At 36.3% G+C, this 17,448-nt stretch carries 15 protein-coding genes; 12 read left to right on the top strand and 3 right to left on the bottom strand.

Features of this window, described 5'->3' with window-relative positions; translation table 11 throughout:
- Positions 1 to 30: 30 nt before the first annotated feature.
- From QE431_RS09965 to QE431_RS09955, 3 genes are all read right to left on the bottom strand, one after another.
- Entirely contained in the window at positions 31 to 303 is a 273-nt protein-coding gene (locus tag QE431_RS09965) for a DUF6520 family protein (protein WP_307295388.1), read from the bottom strand.
- Between the two features lie 82 nt (positions 304 to 385).
- On the bottom strand, positions 386 to 1,906 hold the full coding sequence (locus QE431_RS09960; protein WP_307295386.1) for a MauE/DoxX family redox-associated membrane protein: 1,521 nt from the start codon (positions 1,904 to 1,906) through the stop codon (positions 386 to 388).
- Positions 1,907 to 2,120: 214 nt separating this feature from the next.
- Positions 2,121 to 2,411: a hypothetical protein gene (locus QE431_RS09955; RefSeq protein WP_307295385.1), complete on the bottom strand. Its 291-nt coding sequence runs from the start codon at positions 2,409 to 2,411 to the stop codon at positions 2,121 to 2,123.
- Between the two features lie 401 nt (positions 2,412 to 2,812).
- On the opposite strand from QE431_RS09955, the gene QE431_RS09950 reads away from it, so the two are divergent.
- The 12 genes from QE431_RS09950 (at position 2,813) to QE431_RS09895 (ending at position 16,866) form a co-directional block, all read left to right on the top strand.
- Complete coding sequence (locus QE431_RS09950) at positions 2,813 to 3,205, top strand: plasmid mobilization relaxosome protein MobC (protein WP_307295383.1); 393 nt, start codon at positions 2,813 to 2,815, stop codon at positions 3,203 to 3,205.
- Complete coding sequence (locus QE431_RS09945) at positions 3,190 to 4,440, top strand: relaxase/mobilization nuclease domain-containing protein (protein WP_307295382.1); 1,251 nt, start codon at positions 3,190 to 3,192, stop codon at positions 4,438 to 4,440. The genes QE431_RS09950 and QE431_RS09945 overlap by 16 nt, the downstream gene beginning before the upstream one ends.
- A gap of 18 nt (positions 4,441 to 4,458) precedes the next feature.
- The gene (mobC, locus tag QE431_RS09940; protein WP_307295380.1) at positions 4,459 to 6,441 is read left to right on the top strand and encodes a conjugal transfer protein MobC; all 1,983 of its coding nucleotides are present in this window, start codon (positions 4,459 to 4,461) and stop codon (positions 6,439 to 6,441) included.
- A gap of 295 nt (positions 6,442 to 6,736) precedes the next feature.
- The gene (locus QE431_RS09935; protein ID WP_307295378.1) at positions 6,737 to 7,405 is read left to right on the top strand and encodes a PHP domain-containing protein; all 669 of its coding nucleotides are present in this window, start codon (positions 6,737 to 6,739) and stop codon (positions 7,403 to 7,405) included.
- Positions 7,406 to 7,525: 120 nt separating this feature from the next.
- On the top strand, positions 7,526 to 9,112 hold the full coding sequence (locus QE431_RS09930; protein WP_307295376.1) for a hypothetical protein: 1,587 nt from the start codon (positions 7,526 to 7,528) through the stop codon (positions 9,110 to 9,112).
- A gap of 7 nt (positions 9,113 to 9,119) precedes the next feature.
- Positions 9,120 to 9,437, top strand: a complete 318-nt coding sequence (locus tag QE431_RS09925) for a hypothetical protein (protein WP_307295374.1) — start codon at positions 9,120 to 9,122, stop codon at positions 9,435 to 9,437.
- 109 nt (positions 9,438 to 9,546) lie between these two features.
- Entirely contained in the window at positions 9,547 to 10,656 is a 1,110-nt protein-coding gene (locus QE431_RS09920) for a hypothetical protein (protein WP_307295372.1), read from the top strand.
- 556 nt (positions 10,657 to 11,212) lie between these two features.
- Positions 11,213 to 12,250 (top strand): ComEC/Rec2 family competence protein, encoded by a 1,038-nt coding sequence (locus QE431_RS09915; RefSeq protein ID WP_307295370.1) that lies wholly within the window; start codon positions 11,213 to 11,215, stop codon positions 12,248 to 12,250.
- A complete protein-coding gene (locus QE431_RS09910; RefSeq protein ID WP_307295368.1) occupies positions 12,247 to 13,386 on the top strand; it encodes a hypothetical protein in 1,140 nt (379 codons plus the stop codon). Before QE431_RS09915 ends, QE431_RS09910 begins: the two co-directional genes overlap by 4 nt.
- Positions 13,379 to 13,825, top strand: coding sequence for a hypothetical protein (locus QE431_RS09905; RefSeq protein ID WP_307295366.1), 447 nt, complete (start codon positions 13,379 to 13,381; stop codon positions 13,823 to 13,825). Before QE431_RS09910 ends, QE431_RS09905 begins: the two co-directional genes overlap by 8 nt.
- A 3-nt stretch (positions 13,826 to 13,828) precedes the next feature.
- Entirely contained in the window at positions 13,829 to 15,919 is a 2,091-nt protein-coding gene (locus QE431_RS09900) for a hypothetical protein (RefSeq protein WP_307295364.1), read from the top strand.
- Positions 15,895 to 16,866 (top strand): phage exclusion protein Lit family protein, encoded by a 972-nt coding sequence (locus QE431_RS09895; protein WP_307295362.1) that lies wholly within the window; start codon positions 15,895 to 15,897, stop codon positions 16,864 to 16,866. The genes QE431_RS09900 and QE431_RS09895 overlap by 25 nt, the downstream gene beginning before the upstream one ends.
- Positions 16,867 to 17,448: the final 582 nt, after the last annotated feature.

The raw sequence follows: 17,448 nt of genomic DNA, 5'->3' as shown, positions 1-17,448 counted from the left end.
CCATTTAAAAATGCAGAATCTGAACCCATATTATGGATTTTGTTTGTACAGCGGCTGCACGCAGTTTGTGTCCAAATCGTATGCGATAGGACTGTTGTCGTCCACACGGCAAAGGTTTGGAGTCGGCGTGTCATCACATGCGATTCTTACATTACTACAGCCAGCGGTTGCACTAGGATAATATCCCCATTTGAAGGCCTCTTCTTTAGGAGCGCTCTGCATGGATGTAGTAGCAAACGCACCTCCTACTGCCAAAGCAATAACTGCTGCTGGCATCATGTTTTTCAAAAATAACTTTTTCATGATTTCTAATTTTAAATTTATATAGGATCTACTTTTTTCTACAGGTGTTCGATCTTCCTTCCTGATACTGATCAGTATATTTTTAATTCTTTGACTTATATTTTTTAATCTGCTTGCTCTTTAACTCGTAAACCACTAAATCAGTTCCAATTACGGCATATAAATACTTCCCATTTACCATTATTGAACGAAGCTGTTTTGAAGCAGTATGAAAAACTGGAAAACTCAGCACATAAGCATTGCGTTCGATATCATAAACGTCAATAATGAAGCAGGTTTCCCAAAGTTTGTCACTTTCGTATCTGCCCTTTACTTTTGAATTTACAAACAATAGATTTGCTGACAGTGCAGCATTTTCATTTACCACATAAGATGGTGTGGACATGACATATCTTTTCCCCTCCTTTAATTTGGACACCTTCATTTTTACTTTAGATATGGTGTCTATAGTATGAACGCGGCGAATAAGACTTCCCTTTTTATCAGCAATAATAAATTCGTTGCGGTACCGATGTACGTAGACAATTTTCTCACTTATTTCAGAATAAAGCAGTACACCGTCAGTATCAAATATACCGTCTACCTGTTTTTGAAGTAACGTTCTGTTAAACTTAGCTTTTGGAACAGTATATTGGTCAAAAATCCCGAGCATATTCTGCATATTTTTTGAGCTGTTGGATCTGACTGCGACGCTAGTGGAATCTACTGGCTGCGCAATTGTAAAGTATGGGCTCCCCTTTAATTCTCTGTCTACTTTCCAGTTTTTTAAATTTCCTCTTAAAATGATAGGAACGCTGCCGTCTGTCAGATAAAAATAAGGGCTTTGAATTTTTGTCGATATCATCTTAAATGGAATTTTCTTTGGGTCCATTACTATTTTTTCTTCTCTTTTGTCATTAAGCAATGCATTATAAGACTGTATGTACGAAGGGTACTCGTAATTTGCCAGATATATTCTGCCGTCTGATTCACCAGCTATATAAAATGAATTATACCCCAGATCAATTTTCTTTTTAAATTCAGCAGGGTGCTGCGGGTAGCGTCTAATAAATGGGTTATCATAGTACATAACTTTTTCTGAGGAAAGAAACAAAATCACTACCATAAGAATACATCCCACAATAGTTCCAAAAATTGTTTTAATGGTAGTGCGATTTCTTTTTCCGGCAGAATTGCTATCTGCCGGTTTAGCGTTTAATAGAATAGCCAATGCAGCAAGCGAAACAAAGGCTATATTAAATATAAGATGTGTGTTCCAGCTCATTTTCTCCAGCACGCCGCCACAGGAACAAGGCACAAAAGAACTGTAATGGAGCAGTATAAAAATATATGCCGTAAACATGGTCATTAATCCCAGAGAAAAGAATAGCGCTGCCATTTTTGTTCGTTGGTTCAAAAGCATCAGAGCGATAAGAAGTTCTATGACGATCACTGCAGGAGAAATCCAGTCTGCATATATGCTAAGCATGGGAGACTGCCCAATCTGCACTTTAAAACTTTCAAAATCAAGCAGCTTGCTTATTGCCGCATAAACAAACAATAAGATATACAGATAGGATATGATTAAAACAATTTTCTTCTTTATGGGACCGTTTGAATTCATATCTCAAATATTTTGTAGTAAGCTTTACTTTTAAAGCTCAAATTCTTTTTATTATGCATTACAAATTTAAATGAGATAATTCTTATGGATACTTTAAAAATCAAGCCAAAAACTTTGAAAATCAGGCAGTTTTATATTTTAGCTGGCGTAAAAAAAAATGCCTGCACTTTGTAAGAATCGCGCAGGCATTAAATCATTGTAATTGTTTTTGGAATCAGTCTTTTATCGAGGCGCTGATTCCGGCAAGCTTTTCATGCAGTTCTATAAGCCCTGCTTTCTGAAGGCATTCTTGCGAGAGACTCTCCAGTTCTGTTTTTCCCTGCTCGCTTATGCTCTTAAGAAGAACCGAAGATCCTTCCATTAACTTAAGTCCGTCCTGTATCAGATGGCTTAAAAGCAGCACATTTTTTCGTGAAATTTTAAGATCCATCTTCACCATCTCATTCATGCCAGGGATACTCAGAACTGTATCAAAAACCTTAGCTGCATCATTTGCTGTAATCATAATTTATCATTTAAAAATTAATACTTCGCTCACCGTAAAATTATAAAGTATCATCCCTATTTACCCTACTCAAAATTTGGGGAGGATTGCAGGGCATGACTGCCTTTTCTAATTTAGCTCTCAATTATTTCGTTAGTGCTTGTTCATTATCTTTTTTTTGGAATTTCACAACGGGTTTTGAAATGGACTTTGTTTAAATTTTAATAGGTATGAAAGGTATTGATCAACTGATTAGAAAAAGCTGAAAATGCCTTTTCGAAGCTTTCTGACTGCGGTTTTCTGCAGTCAGCAAGATGTCTGGTTGTATCACAACCAAAAATCTTGCTGCCCCTCTGCTCGGAACTCGCTGGCAGTGAAACTTTAAGATTGAATGAAATTGAAACAATGACAAAGAAAAGATTATGGATGACAAAAACAGCAGCAGAAACAGATGGCTGCACATCCGGCTGACCAAAGAAGAATTTGATTTTATTGATAAGAATTTCAAAGCATCAGCCTGCCGCAAACGTAGTGATTTCGTGCGCAGAAATCTGCTGCGAAAACCTATTGTTCTAAAGTACAGAAATGAGTCGCTGGATAAGCTGCTGCAGGAGCTTATCCAGCTCAGAACACAGCTGAATTTCATGGGAAATAATTTCAATCAGAGCGTTAAAAAGCTCCACACCCTTTTTGAAATTTCCGATTTAAGAGTCTGGATTCTATCTTTTGATTCCGACAGGAATAAATATTTTTCGCTGGTTGAAGAAATAAAAAAAAGCATTGAAAATCTCGCCCAAAAATGGTTGCAGTCATAAACACAGGACACTCGATAAGAGGCATCCTCATCTATAATGAGAATAAAGTTTCCCAGGGAAGTGCCGTGTGCATCGGAGAGGGAAATTATCCCATCGATATTGAAAAAATGTCAGAATCTTTTAAGCTCGGCGTATTTTTAAAACAGCTCCAGCTCAATGAAAATGTCAAGCGCAGCGCAGTGCACATCTCGCTGAATTTTGACCGTTCGGACAAGGATTTATCAAAAGAGAAACTCATGGAGATTGCCTCTTCTTATATGGAGAAAATTGGATTCGGCACACAGCCTTATCTGGTCTACCAGCACCACGATGCGGGACATCCGCACCTTCATATCGCATCCATAAATGTGCGGGCAGACGGATCCAGAATTAACATGCACAATATTGGAAGAAACCAGTCCGAAACGGCTCGTAAAGAACTGGAGATTTCTTTTAATCTGGTTCGGGCGGACTCGAGAAAAAAACAGAGTCCCGCGCTTATTAATGCCATTGATGCGGAAAAAATAAAATATGGGGCAATAGATTCCAAGAGAGCAATCGGCAGCGTACTCAATGCGGTCATTCCTCACTACAAATACACAACGCTGGGTGAGCTGAACGCAGTATTGAACCTCTATAACGTGAAGGCGGAAAGGGGAAAGGAAAATTCAATAATGTTTCAGAATAAAGGGCTCATCTACCAGATTCTGGATGATAAGAAAAAGACTGTCGGGGTTCCTATAAAAGCCAGCCGTTTTTATTCCAAGCCTACCCTTTCCCGGCTTGAAATTAATTTTGCCGCCTCCAAAACTTCTCGCATGATAAACATGAAAAGAACCCGAAACGCGGTGGATCTGTTGCTTTTGAAATACCCATCAATTACACTCTCACAGCTTGAAACGCGGCTGGCGAACCAGGGCATTACGGCAGTTGTCAGAAAAAATGAACAGGGGTTTATATACGGCATGACGTACATAGATCATAACACCAGATGCGTTTTCAACGGAAGCAGTCTCGGACCTGAATATGCAGCCAAAGGGCTCCTGCAGCGTCTGGGCCATTCGTCCAATTCGGCGAAGCAGCATACAGTTCCTGATGGTACCGCTCAGAAGCACGGCTCTTTTATTTCTGCAGGGGAAGTGCAGCGGATAATTGATGATGTGCTTTACCCTGGAACGCCGTCAGATTACGTTCCAAAACAGCTTAAAAACAAGCGAAAAAAAAGAAAGAGAAAAGGACAGTCAGATAATAATTAACACATAAAAATCATGAGCATGCAGACGGGAGAAAATGAACAGGCGCTTAGAAAAATTTTAGATATGACAAGACTGATGAACATCGCAGTGCTGCTCATCCATTTTTATTATTACTGCTTCGATTCCTTCAGGCATTGGAATCTTGCGCCGGATTTTGCCTGCAGGATACTGGAGAATATTCATCGTACGGGGCTTCTGGACAGCTTCCATAAATCAAAGCTTTTTGCACTCGGACTCTTGGTTATTTCCCTCATGGGTGCCAAAGGAAGAAAAGATGAAAAACTCCATTTTAGAACTGCTTTTTATTATATCTCAATGGGTCTTCTCCTTTACTTTGGATCCTATCTGGCTTTTGTAATATTTGCGGATACTGAGGTCTGCTCCGTACTATATATCTCACTGTGTTCTTTGGGCTATCTGATGACACTTTCCGGGGGCACCCTGCTCTCCCGTATTATCCGCAGAAAGCTTAGTTCAGCAGATATTTTTAATAAGGAAAACGAAACTTTCCCTCAGGAGGAAAGGCTGATTAAAAACGAATATTCCGTTAACCTTCCCGCACGCTATCACCTCAAAGACAAAGTGCGCAGCAGCTGGATTAACATTATAAATCCATTCCGAGGCATTCTGGTTCCAGGCACGCCGGGTTCGGGAAAATCATACTTTGTAATCCGCCATATAATCACCCAGCATATTACCAAAGGATTTTCGATGTTCATCTATGATTTTAAGTTCGACGACCTCACCGTTATCGCCTATAATGCCTGGCTAAAATTTCGTCATCTTTATGCCGTGGAACCCAAATTTTACATCATAAATTTTGACGACCTCTCCAGAACCCACCGTTGCAATCCACTTGATCCTGCGGCAATGACAGACATCACCGATGCCGCTGAATCTGCTCGCACAATCCTTATGGGACTCAACCGGGAGTGGATTAAAAAACAGGGCGATTTCTTTGTGGAATCCCCTATAAATTTCCTGACAGCCGTCATCTGGTACCTTCGAAAATACAACGATGGCGAGTTCTGCACCCTGCCACATGTAATTGAAATGATCCAGACCGATTACGAGAGCCTTTTCACGCTTTTGAGAACCGAAAAAGAGATCGAAGTGCTCATCAATCCATTTGTCAGTGCGTTTCTTCAAGAGGCAGTCGACCAGCTGGAGGGCCAGATAGCTTCGGCTAAAATCTCACTGGCAAAACTCTCCTCCCCACAGCTTTACTATGTGCTGTCGGGCAGTGATTTTACCCTTGATATTAATAATCCATCCGATCCGAAAATTGTTTCAATGGGGAACAATCCGCAGAAAATACAGACTTACGGGGCAGTGCTTTCACTTTTTGTCAGCCGCCTTATCAAACAGGTAAACCAGAAGGGAAAACTTAAAAGCAGTCTTATTTTTGACGAGTTCCCCACTATCTATCTCAACAATATAGACAGTCTGATTGCAACGGCAAGAAGCAACAAAGTGAGCACCTGTCTGGGGATTCAGGACTTCAGCCAGCTCCGTAAGGACTACGGCCGCGAGCAGGCTGATGTGATCATTAATATAGTCGGAAATATTGTCTGCGGACAGGTCAACGGGGATACGGCCAAACAGCTCTCAGAACGTTTCGGAAAGATAATGCAGGACCGCGAAAGCCTCTCTATAAACAGCAGTGATAGCTCAATCAGCCGTTCAAGACAGCTGGAATCCGCAGTGCCTCCTTCGAAGATTTCTTCGCTGAGTTCGGGGGAATTTGTAGGCATGATAGCCGATAACCCGGACTGCAGAATTGAGCTTAAAACCTTTCACTGCGAGATCATCAACGACCACGAAAAAATAAAAAAAGAAACAGATAAGTACAAAGAAATTCCGATCATACGGACAACTGATAATGTTATCGTCCAGAAAAATTATCTGCAGATCAAAATTGAGATTCAGGAAATAATCCACAGCGAGATGGAAAGGATAATCAAAAATCCGGCGCTTTCCTCGCTGGTTCTCAAAAAGTAGAAGTAATCTCGGAAGTAATAAAAGATAATAGCCCGTGAACTATGGTAAACATCGAAAAAAATAAAGCATTAATACTGCGATTCTTTAATTTCGAACTATTAATCGTATTGGAATAATTAAACGCCTAAAATTAATCTGTTGAGAATGTTAAAACAAGTATTTATACGTACGATTTTGTGAAAGGTAATCGATAAGTTTGAGATTGTTTTTACTTGAATTACGGTTTTCCATAATAGATCTTAAACCAAAAGGTAAACATTTGTATAGTTATACATTAATCCCTATAAATAAAGCAATGAAAAAATACTCTGACTGGTTTAAAGTTGACTTACATATTCATACCGATTTTAGCAAAAAGACTAAAACAAATGACTATCAGGGAAATTTCGAAATACAGGTCCTAAAGCAAAAATTAATTGAGAACGATGTAAAATTGTTTTCATTAACTGATCACAATATTATAAATGTTGATGCATACAAAGATTATTACGACAGCTATACCGAGGGCGATCCAAAGCTGCTTATCGGATGCGAGTTTGATATCGAGGTCCCTGAGTCCGGCAAACCCATCACCTATCACAGTGTCATTATTTTTGAAAATGACGATTTTGAAAGCGTTAAGTCCATCTCACAAAAAATAGAAGAACTTTACGCGAAAAAAAATACTGCCATGTTCGACAGGACTATTGTTATTGACGATTTATATGACCTATTCAATGATTTAAATTTCTTTTTCATACCCCATGCCGGGAATACAAAAAGCATACTTGACCCTTATAAAAGTTATGACATGAAGCTCTGCCAGCAGATGGTGCTTCTTATGCCGAGCGCCTTCGAAAAAGTAAAAGAAAGCGCCAGGCAAATATACAATGAGGGATTCGACAGAATAAAAACCTTGGACTTTAAGGAAAAAGACGATATCCCCTACCTTAATTTTTCTGACAATCATAACTGCAATAATTAGCCCTGCACCAATAAAGATGGAGATGACCATCAGTTTTACTGCATAAAAGGAAAACCATCATTTGAATCCATCCGATTTGCATTCATTGATCCACAGTCAAGGATCAAGAAGTTCTCTGAAGTGGAGGTTTTACAGAGGTTTGACAACTTCCTGCACAGCATAGAATTTACAGACAGTCCCATTATCAAAAATACAACCTTAACCTTCAGCCCAAATTTTAATGCGATTATCGGAGGCCGCTCGAGCGGCAAAAGCCTGCTGTTTAATATCTTGGGAAAAAAGATCAATAACAGAAAGAGCCAGATTGAGAAATACGGGATAAACATCAGCAATGCGAATGTCAAAAGTTTTCTGGATAAAGATTACAAGACTATGATCAGTTATAATACGCATGACATTATCTATATCAATCAGGGGGATATTGTCAACTATTTTGAAAATAAATCATTAAGGGACCTCATCAATGAATCTGGGGAAATTGAAAACCACAGGGTGGCTTTAGAGTTTTTCAAATCTAAAAAACAGGAATTAAGTAATATTATTGATATTCTTACCTCGCTGTATGGCAAATTATATGATGCTTTAAATTCCAATTTCACGTTTCACGATAAAGACATTGTCTCCATTCTTGATTCAAGCTATATTTTCAAAACTATTCTAAACATTGAAAACAGGAATGACTCTTTTAGAAGCTCAGATGATGTCATCAATATGCTACTTGATAACACGGCAAAATTCGAAGTTAATGAGAATTGGACCTTTACCCCAGATGAACAAAAAATAATCACGGCCTTTAGAGAACTGGTAGAAAGCAAGAAAGGCTCATTTGCGAATTTAAAAAGTGAATACAGCAAAAAAGAAAATTTCATTGAAGAAGTTAAGAATGTCATCATAAGCAAAAATGCCAACCTAGATCTAAAGGGGAGGGAAAAAGAAGCATCCAATCAAAGGCTGGCAGTCCTTAAAGATAACATCAAAGATGCATTTGATATTGCACTCCAGATCCGTGACCACTGTAGGCATTTCGAAAATTATGCCTATGGAGGAGTTCAGGAAATTTCCATTAATGAAGAAGTGACCGTGGTACTGGAAGTGGAAAGCACCGAAAGCTTAAAAGGAAAAGTTTTTGACGGAATCAGCGGCGTAAACAGCGGAATGAATTTATATGAAGCCCTTACAAAGCTTGCGCTGGGGGAAGTGAAAATAAAAAACTTAAACGAGAATTCAGCTGAAAACCTAGCAAAGAAAACCTTTACCAACATTAAAGGCATATTGGAATCATTTGATAAGCCGAACGAATATCTCAAATATTCAGAGGAAAGCACCTCAAAAAACAATTCGCCCGGCTACAATTCCGAAAAATATCTGGAAACAATTCTGAAAAGCGGTCAGTCAAAAATCATTTTTATCGACCAGCCTGAAGACAATCTCGGCAACAAATTCATTACCGACAAGCTTATCAATTTGATCAGGAACTTAAAATTTAAAAAACAGATCTTCCTGGTTACCCACAATCCATCCATTGTGGTATACGGAGACGCAGAAAACGTCATCATGTGCACCAACAATGAGAATATCATTGAATACGAGCAATTCGTACTGGAGGAAAAAGACCACCAAAAGGAAATTTGCAATGTACTGGATGGAGGCCAATATATTTTTGAACAGAGAGCCAGAAAATATAATATTAAAAAAATAATACAATAATTAAGCTATGAACATAATAGTATCCAATATAATAGAACAGAATAAAATCACGATTAATTTCGATCCGCAGGATGGAACGCTTTCCTTTCCGTCGGTTGATTTAACAACAACAGGAGATATTGACCTAAATCCACTAATCTTAAAACTGACTGACTTGCTAGAGCTGGATAACAAGCTGGAAATCCAGTATGATGATGAACACTCCTTAGCTGATACTGATTCTAAAATAAAACTAGTCAAAGAAACGCTCGATGACATCTATAAATCCTTTAATCAAAACATCCTGAGTGAGAATGAAATCATAAATGATGATGACGATTTTTAAACGCTGGAAGCGAAAGAAGAATAGCGAGACTAATTATCGCTCCCAGCAGTTATCTGACAAATCCTGATAAAATAAATATTTTTGGGTATTAACAAAAACTAATATGAATATGAAGCAATTATACTTTACTGCCTTGATCATCTCATCATTTGCTGCTGTACCTGAACAAACCTACAGCAACGTTACAAAATCGGAAGCTTCAACGATTACCAAAAGCAGTCCCCAGAGAAAACGATTAGATACTGTTAAGATTGAATTGAGCAATTCGCCAAAACCCATTAATCCAGCTGCACAAATTGTTATCGTGAAAGAAAAAGAATCAGCCAGCAATTTCGGCAGGATGCTGCCCATAATCTCCACATTAACCGGTTTGGTTGTGGGTTTCTTTCTAAACAGATTTTACGAATGGTACATCAACATTAAGAAAATCAAAAAAAGCGGAAAGAGATGGAACATTGAACTAAAAACATTAGAGGAGCCGATAAGGCATCAGATTAAATCTATCGAGGAGTTTAAGCTGAGCGTTGCAAAAAGAGAATGGAGGTACGATCCTCTGGATTTAATGACCACGATCAACAGCGAGCGATTCTCCTCGCTGGACAAAAATGATCTCATGGATTATTTGGAGCATAAGACCAAATTTCCCTGGTATAAGCAGCTTTTCAGCAGTGATGCCCAAGTTCAGGAGCAGTACAATAAAGCTGCAAAGATTTCAAATCACATACACGGCTTTATTGATGTGCTGAGCCATAACTTTCAGCACCTGAATAATAAATGGGACGAATTTCAGGACGGCATTTCTTCAACTACAAAGAAATTAAATCAGGATTTGGATATATTAAATAATCAGATCAACAGTCTAAAATATCTGATTGCGAACGATACTCAAAAATTATATCGCAGTGAACAGTACAAAACTTTTTTCGATTTATACTTCCAATTTATTTCACACCTAAATCAAAATCCAAATTATAATATGCACAGAATGCGGGTGGATTTTTTAGATCCGGCAATGATGGAATTGGCAAAGCTTACAAAAGATAATCGCATACTACAGACTGCATCATCCATTTCTATTTTGTACACTGATCTGCGCGCTGTGAATTCGGAAAAAGATTATTTGCTGGACAACATGACAGAATTGATTTCCCGATACAATAAGTCACTTGCCGCACTTGCTAAAATTATTGAAAAACTTGACGAAAAAATTATCAGTTAGCAGTGCTGGCTGAATATTTTTTTTTTATAAAAAATACCTAAAATTTTACCGTTCGTCCTCTAGTTCAGTGCATTTTTGCAGGCTTTTTTATTTTAGCTAATAACCGTTGACTTATTTATAATACAACCATCCGTTCTTTTAAAAAACATTCACTTGGAAAATTTACAACACTAACTTTCAAAATTAACAAGTAATTAGGAGCAAGTAAAAATACCTGATTTCATTTATATTAACCCTCGAAATTCAAAATCAATAGTTTTACTACTCATTCAAAAATTTAATGAGATAAATTCTTTCGAGTAAAAATATGATAGTTAAAACCTTATTAGTGAGATTTTATTAAAAACGTATTGGTATATAAAGAATTTGAAAAAGTTAGCTGATTAATAAAAAAAACGCTAATTGAATTCTATTAAGTATAAAAAAAAACAGTCTAATCTTAATGTATAGAATATTAAGAAGTGATTTTTTGTATTTTTAAACCAACTAATCTTTTAATTATGCAGAATAAATACATAAAACAATTAATGAGTGGCTGTACTTTAAATTATTTGCAATGTTAAAGCTGGATTGTTTTCGTGCCGGAAAAGGAGATAGTTTTTTGCTCACTTGGAATGGAGAAGGTCGACATCGACTTCTGATTGATGCGGGAAACCAAAATACCTATCGATTTCTTAAATCCATAGTTCAAGATTTTGGTAAGGACGACACTATACTTGTAACTCATGTAGATTATGATCATGTTGGAGGATTTTTTAAATGGTTGAGCGATAAGGAAACCACACTTAATCCTGCATTAAGAGTTTTTATGAATACTCCACAGCTTGTTTTTGCGCCTTCTGATTCCGATTTAGTTGGAGTTGACCATGGCGTAAAGCTGGAGGAACTTTTATTTTCTCGTGGCATACAGTGCACACCTCTCTATTTAGACCAGTATAACGATAATTCAATTACCATGCATGGACTAAAACTTCAGATTCTCTCTCCAAAGAAAGAAGTTATTGATAGACTCATATCTAAATGGAATGCCAATGAAATTTATCAACAATATGAACAAGCAAGAAACCAAGTTAACAACATGGTAGCTGTACGTGACGAATTATTAATTGAAAGAAATCACATTCTATCTAATCAACCTGTACCACACGATTGGGAAATAGATTTACTCAATGCCAGCTCAATCGCCTTTATACTAGAATATCAAGATTTTAGACTCTTATTTCTAGGTGATTCTAACCCACAACTCATATGTGATGAATTAGAACGCAAAGGGCATACAAAAGAGTATAAGCTAGAAATTGACTTATTTAAGATAAGCCACCACGGCTCCAAACATAATACTACAAAGGATTTATTAGAGAGAATAAAATGTTCAAAATATTTGATCTCGACGGACGGAAGCGGGCCTTATTACCATCCTTCAAGAGAAACTTTAATATTGATAAGCACCTATGGCCGAATTTCAGATGACTATCCGATTACAATTTATTCGAATTACGCTCTGCCATTGGACAAACTTTTAACGCGCGAAGAACAAGAAACTCTTAATTTAGATTTTCAAGTAATCCAATTTTTAAATTTTCCCGAGGAATGAGTAATTTAAATACCACAACGGGACTAATTCATAAAGATGGCAAATTTATTGGAAGTTCAGTAATTTTCCCATGGAATGAAGATCTCCTATGTTTAACAGCAAGTCATAATTTATTTGGAAAAAAATTTGAGCACTCACCTGCCCTAGAAAATTGGAAAGTCGTAGATCATACTGGTCTTGCACATCCAGTTATAGAATTGGTGGGAAATCATGAACAAGCAAAAGAGCATGATATTATAATTCTCAAATTAGATTGCAAATCGGCTCTAGCAAATTTCACATGCCCTAAATTCTGCTCAATTCCAAAAAACCCAGCACATTCGCTAATGTTTCGTGGAAAGTATGAAAGCTCTAAAACTTCGGTGACTCATAGAAAATTAACTTTCAACTCAGATTGTGATAAAATTGCCTATCATTTCCTATGCGATGTCGATAAGGCTCTTTTAACTAACAATACATATAGCTCTGGCAGTGACTGGTTAGGCGGATGGTCAGGTTCCGGCTTATTTATTGAAAATCATAAGGAGCTAATTTGCGCAGGAGTCATGACAGAAATTCCAAATAAAGGAGATGACGGCCAAATTCAATTTGTAAGTGTAACGGCTTTATCTGCTCTTAATATTTTAGGCATAGAACTTCCAATAATGGATTCTGAGGAACTAAATTTTGACGCAGCCCTGAACGCAAGTTCCTTAGAAGCTATTTTTGATGCTATTGATGAGGATGCAATTACTGAATGGGAGAATAATGATATTAATAAACCGCAGCTCGATTATATCAATGATAAACTTCCTAATGTATATCCTGAAGATCAATTAGAAAAAAACAAAAGGCATATCATAAAAAAACTGCTTCTTGGTAAAGCATACATTACTGTTGAGTTACGTAATAATGAACAATTGTTTGCTCTCTATAAAGATGCCTACCGAGTTTATGATCTAGAAGATAGAAATATCTATGCCAATGATAAAATGGAGGCGCGTCTTGGAGTTACAAAGATTAAAAATGAATATGAAAGTTACTTACGTGATTGTTTAGGTTCTGTCTTTTCTGTCTCGGATGTAAAACTTTTGGCATTTTATGGAATTAGTGAATGGATTGCAGATTGTAGTTTAAGCATCTTAGGTAATGAATGAAAAAATAACAATAAAAGGAAATAAGATCAAGATTCTTGAAGGATATCAAGACAACGATCAGATTAATATATTGATGATCTTGCTGATTATAAAGTATTCGGTTAATGGAAAAACGCTTTCAGTACCTTTAAAAAAGATCGCGTTTATATTGGATGCCGTAAAGAAAAATGTCTCCGTAAAAAAGCTATCAACCTTACTTTCTTCCCCCTGGGAAATCTCTGGTTCATTGCGCAAAAATATAGTTTTATCGCATGAGAAAAAATATTTAGTAATAAAGGAAAGTAACGGAGTTATAAGTTTTGGCTTAACCAATACAGGATTATCCATAGTCACAGAAATGGAAGAAAACAATATAATGCCAGAAATTCGTAAAGAAATTATGAAATGGTGCAAATCTGTTAGCATGAACGAACTAAAAAAACAACAATTAATCTGGTAGAAAATGATCAAGATTCACACAATTAAGGCCTTGGTTACAGAAACTGAGGGTGGAAAATTTGGTTTCGAGTACACTTTTAGTCCTGGACTAAATATTCTTTCTGGGGACAATTCTAGCGGTAAATCCACAGTATTATCCTGCATCTATTATTGTCTGGGAATGGAGCAATTGGCCAGCTATGGTAATTCTGACGGTCTAAAAGAATGTTTAAAGACTAGTTTCAAATACAATAACCAGAACTTTAATGTTTTTGAATCGTCAGCACAACTAGAAATCAGCAACCAAGATGGTCAAAAAGCTGTAATTACTAGGATTATAAAATCTCAATATGAGGAAGACCCTAATTTGATTAGCGTACAGATCAATGAAGGATCACCTGAGGAAAAGTTTATACACGCCGCAGGTGATACTGACCATATTGACGGCTTTTATAAATGGCTTTCTGATTTTTCAAAGATACCAATACCGCTTTTTGTCGATGATGACGGAACTACACTAAAAATACTGTACTTGCAGCAGATATTTGCGAGCTCATTCGTGGAGCAGACAAAAGGCTGGTCAGATTTCTTTGCACAGATTCCTGTTTTTAACACAAAAAAAGCAAAACAAAAAATTGTAGAATATACATTAGGTCTTAGCGGACTAATAGAAGAGTTTGAACTCGATAAACTAAAGCAGCGCGAAAAGGAATATAAAAATGTTTGGACAAATACAGTCGAAACTTTTCAAACTATTACGTCATATTACAATCTGTTAACCGCGAACCTTACAGAAACATTTACAGCTGAACTTTCTCCGGCAAAAATCTCAAAACTTGATTTACAGACCAGAGATACCAAAGGCACTTATAGCACATTGGAGCAAATAATATTAGATCTTACCGAAAAAAATCGGATTTTAACTATAAAAAACAGCTTGGATATTTCCAAGGTAACCAGTGGTGAAATTTTATCAAAGCAAGAAGAAGCAAGCAAAAAATTAGCCTTTTTAAATAAGGAATTACAGAAAGTCAGGGAACAGCAAGTAAATGAAGGAATCAAAATAAAAAATTATTTATTCACAGTTGATCAATTAAGCAGGGAGATCGAAGCTTTGGAAGGGATAAATAAACTTAACCAGCTACAATCTTTCCATATTGGAGCTGTAGAAAATTGTCCTGTCTGTAACTCATCTTTATTAACTAATCCAAACATCGAACTTAAAAACATTGATCGAGTTGACGGTTCAAAATCGATATCATTTTATAAGTCTGAACGAAGCTTATATGAATCTTACCTTAAAAGTTCACAAAATCTTAATGAACGCTTTGATAAAATTGTCAATTATTACCAAGAGAAGATTGGTGAATTAAAAAACACTCTGTCTATTCTAGATAAAGAACTTCTGGACGATTCACGAATTCCCTCACGTATAAGCATTGACGAAGAAATGCGTATAAAGTTTGAACTTGAAAAAATGACTAAGATTAGGCATCAATTTAACAGATTTAAAACAGACTTAATGCAAATCTCTGAAAAACTTGCGCAGATTCGAGCAAGAAAAGAAGTACTTAAACGTCATTTTGAGCTTGATCAGAAAAAAATTTATGATTTCAAAAATCAGTTTATTCACTATTTGGAAAAATTTGGTTATTCTAAAGAAATACTTTCACGTATTTACATTTCTCAGGAGGAATCAAATAAACTATTCCCTGTTGTAAGCGTCGGAACTATCACGCCGCAACCTATTAGATTACTATCTTCAGCAAGTGATTTCATTCGCGCACAATGGGCATTCTACATGACATTATTGGTAAAAGCCGAACTACATCTTGGAATCTTAATTCTTGACGAGCCAGGACAGCACGCTATAGCATCTGCAGATTTAAAAGTATTGTTAAAGGAGGCCAGCAAAAATAAGAATCGCCAAATATTGGTTGCAATTTCGAAAGAAGATAAAGTAACAACTTCTGATGATGGTCAACTGAAAAAAGTTCAGGTGGATCTTTTAAATATTCTTGAGGAAACTAAATTAGTTAAAGATCAAGACTATACAATTAACATTATCGATTCACATGACCGAAAAGACAAATGCATTCAACCTATGCAACATTAATAGCTACCGTTTTAATGAAAAAAAGTATAAAACTTGCCAGTCATACTGGTGAACAGCCTATCCGTGTCTTAAAACACAATATAAGTCATCGATTTGAAAACTTGCATGGTGATTTTGCCAAGGAAATCCAAGAAATGATAAATTCAGGTAAACTTTTTCCCGGTATAATTTATCACATTACACCTAGAGCACTCACACAGAAGCAGATGCCTTTTGTTGATGAAACAGGTAAAGTTAATATTCATGAGACCTATATGTCATATGTCTGGATAAATTGCTTTAGCTTATTTGTTATGTATGAGGAGGGAGTTGCTAAACCAATGCAAAAAAAACAAGGGCAAGCAAACATCGAGGAAGTGGACGTAGCTTTATTAAATATAGCTGAAGAACTTTTTCAGTATGGCAAATCTTTAGTAGTTTCTTATTCTCCTTGGGACAAAAAATATTTTCCAAATCCTGAAGAATTTTCAGAGGAAGAAGAATTTCATCTCCTTCGAACTAATGGTTTATATGTGTATGCTATGACTTTTATATTGGCACATGAGTACGCGCATCTAGAATTAGATCACTTCACTAAAAAGAATCAAACAAGTATTGACCAAGAGATTGAAGCGGATAAACGAGCAATCGAGTTACTGTTGAATTGTCGTGATTATGAAAACAAAAAAACTGTTGAATACGGCCTTCTCATGGGTTTTGTTAGTATGCTATTTTTAAAGGATAATGTTTATGGACAAAAAACTCATCCTGATATCGATGAGAGAATAAAAACTTATCTCTCAATCTTAGATGCACCTCCTGAAGAACCTATCTGGGGAGTAGCAACCTTAGCAATAAAACTTTGGGATAATCAATTTCAACTTGGTTTTTCTTATCCAACTTTTGTAGATGATTTTAAAATTTTTTTTTATCAAATGTGTTCGCAGATCAAAAAGCAGGATCTCTAACCACCTTTCCTTAAGTAATACAAAACACTTCCTACTAAACCTTCAATATGTGAAATATTAACTCGGAAAATTACCATGTGGTCATTTCCACTTATATAATAGAGAACAAATTTATAAAACCTTAAGAAACATTACTACATCAAAAAAGCTATAAAAATCATAATTCTGAGTTTTGTGGCAGAATCGTGGAACTCTCAATTGTAGAAAACTACAAATTCAGCAAAATCAAGGCTTTCCGAGTTTAGGTTCGAAACTTTATAAGAATAAAAAACTAACTAACTAACTAACTAACTAACTAACTAACTAACTAACTAACTAACTAACTAACTAACTAACTAACTAACTAACTAACTAACTAACTAACTAACTAACTAACTAACTAACTAACTAACTAACTAACAATCTTTCAGGTAAATAAAGAAACCTTCCTAACCAACTTTCATGATCACCGGCCAAAATACAAAGCAAAAAAAATCTAAATCTACTGACAAACAGATTTAATACAAAAACATCATAAAATAAAAAAACAGCCCAAAGGCTGTTTTGATTTTTACGCGATATGAATATAAATATCTGATTTTC

It is taken from the genome of Flavobacterium sp. SORGH_AS_0622 (genome assembly GCF_030818825.1).
Lineage (GTDB): Bacteria > Bacteroidota > Bacteroidia > Flavobacteriales > Flavobacteriaceae > Flavobacterium.
Note: the sequence above shows the minus strand (reverse complement) of the source record. Positions and strands in the feature narration are given on the sequence as shown.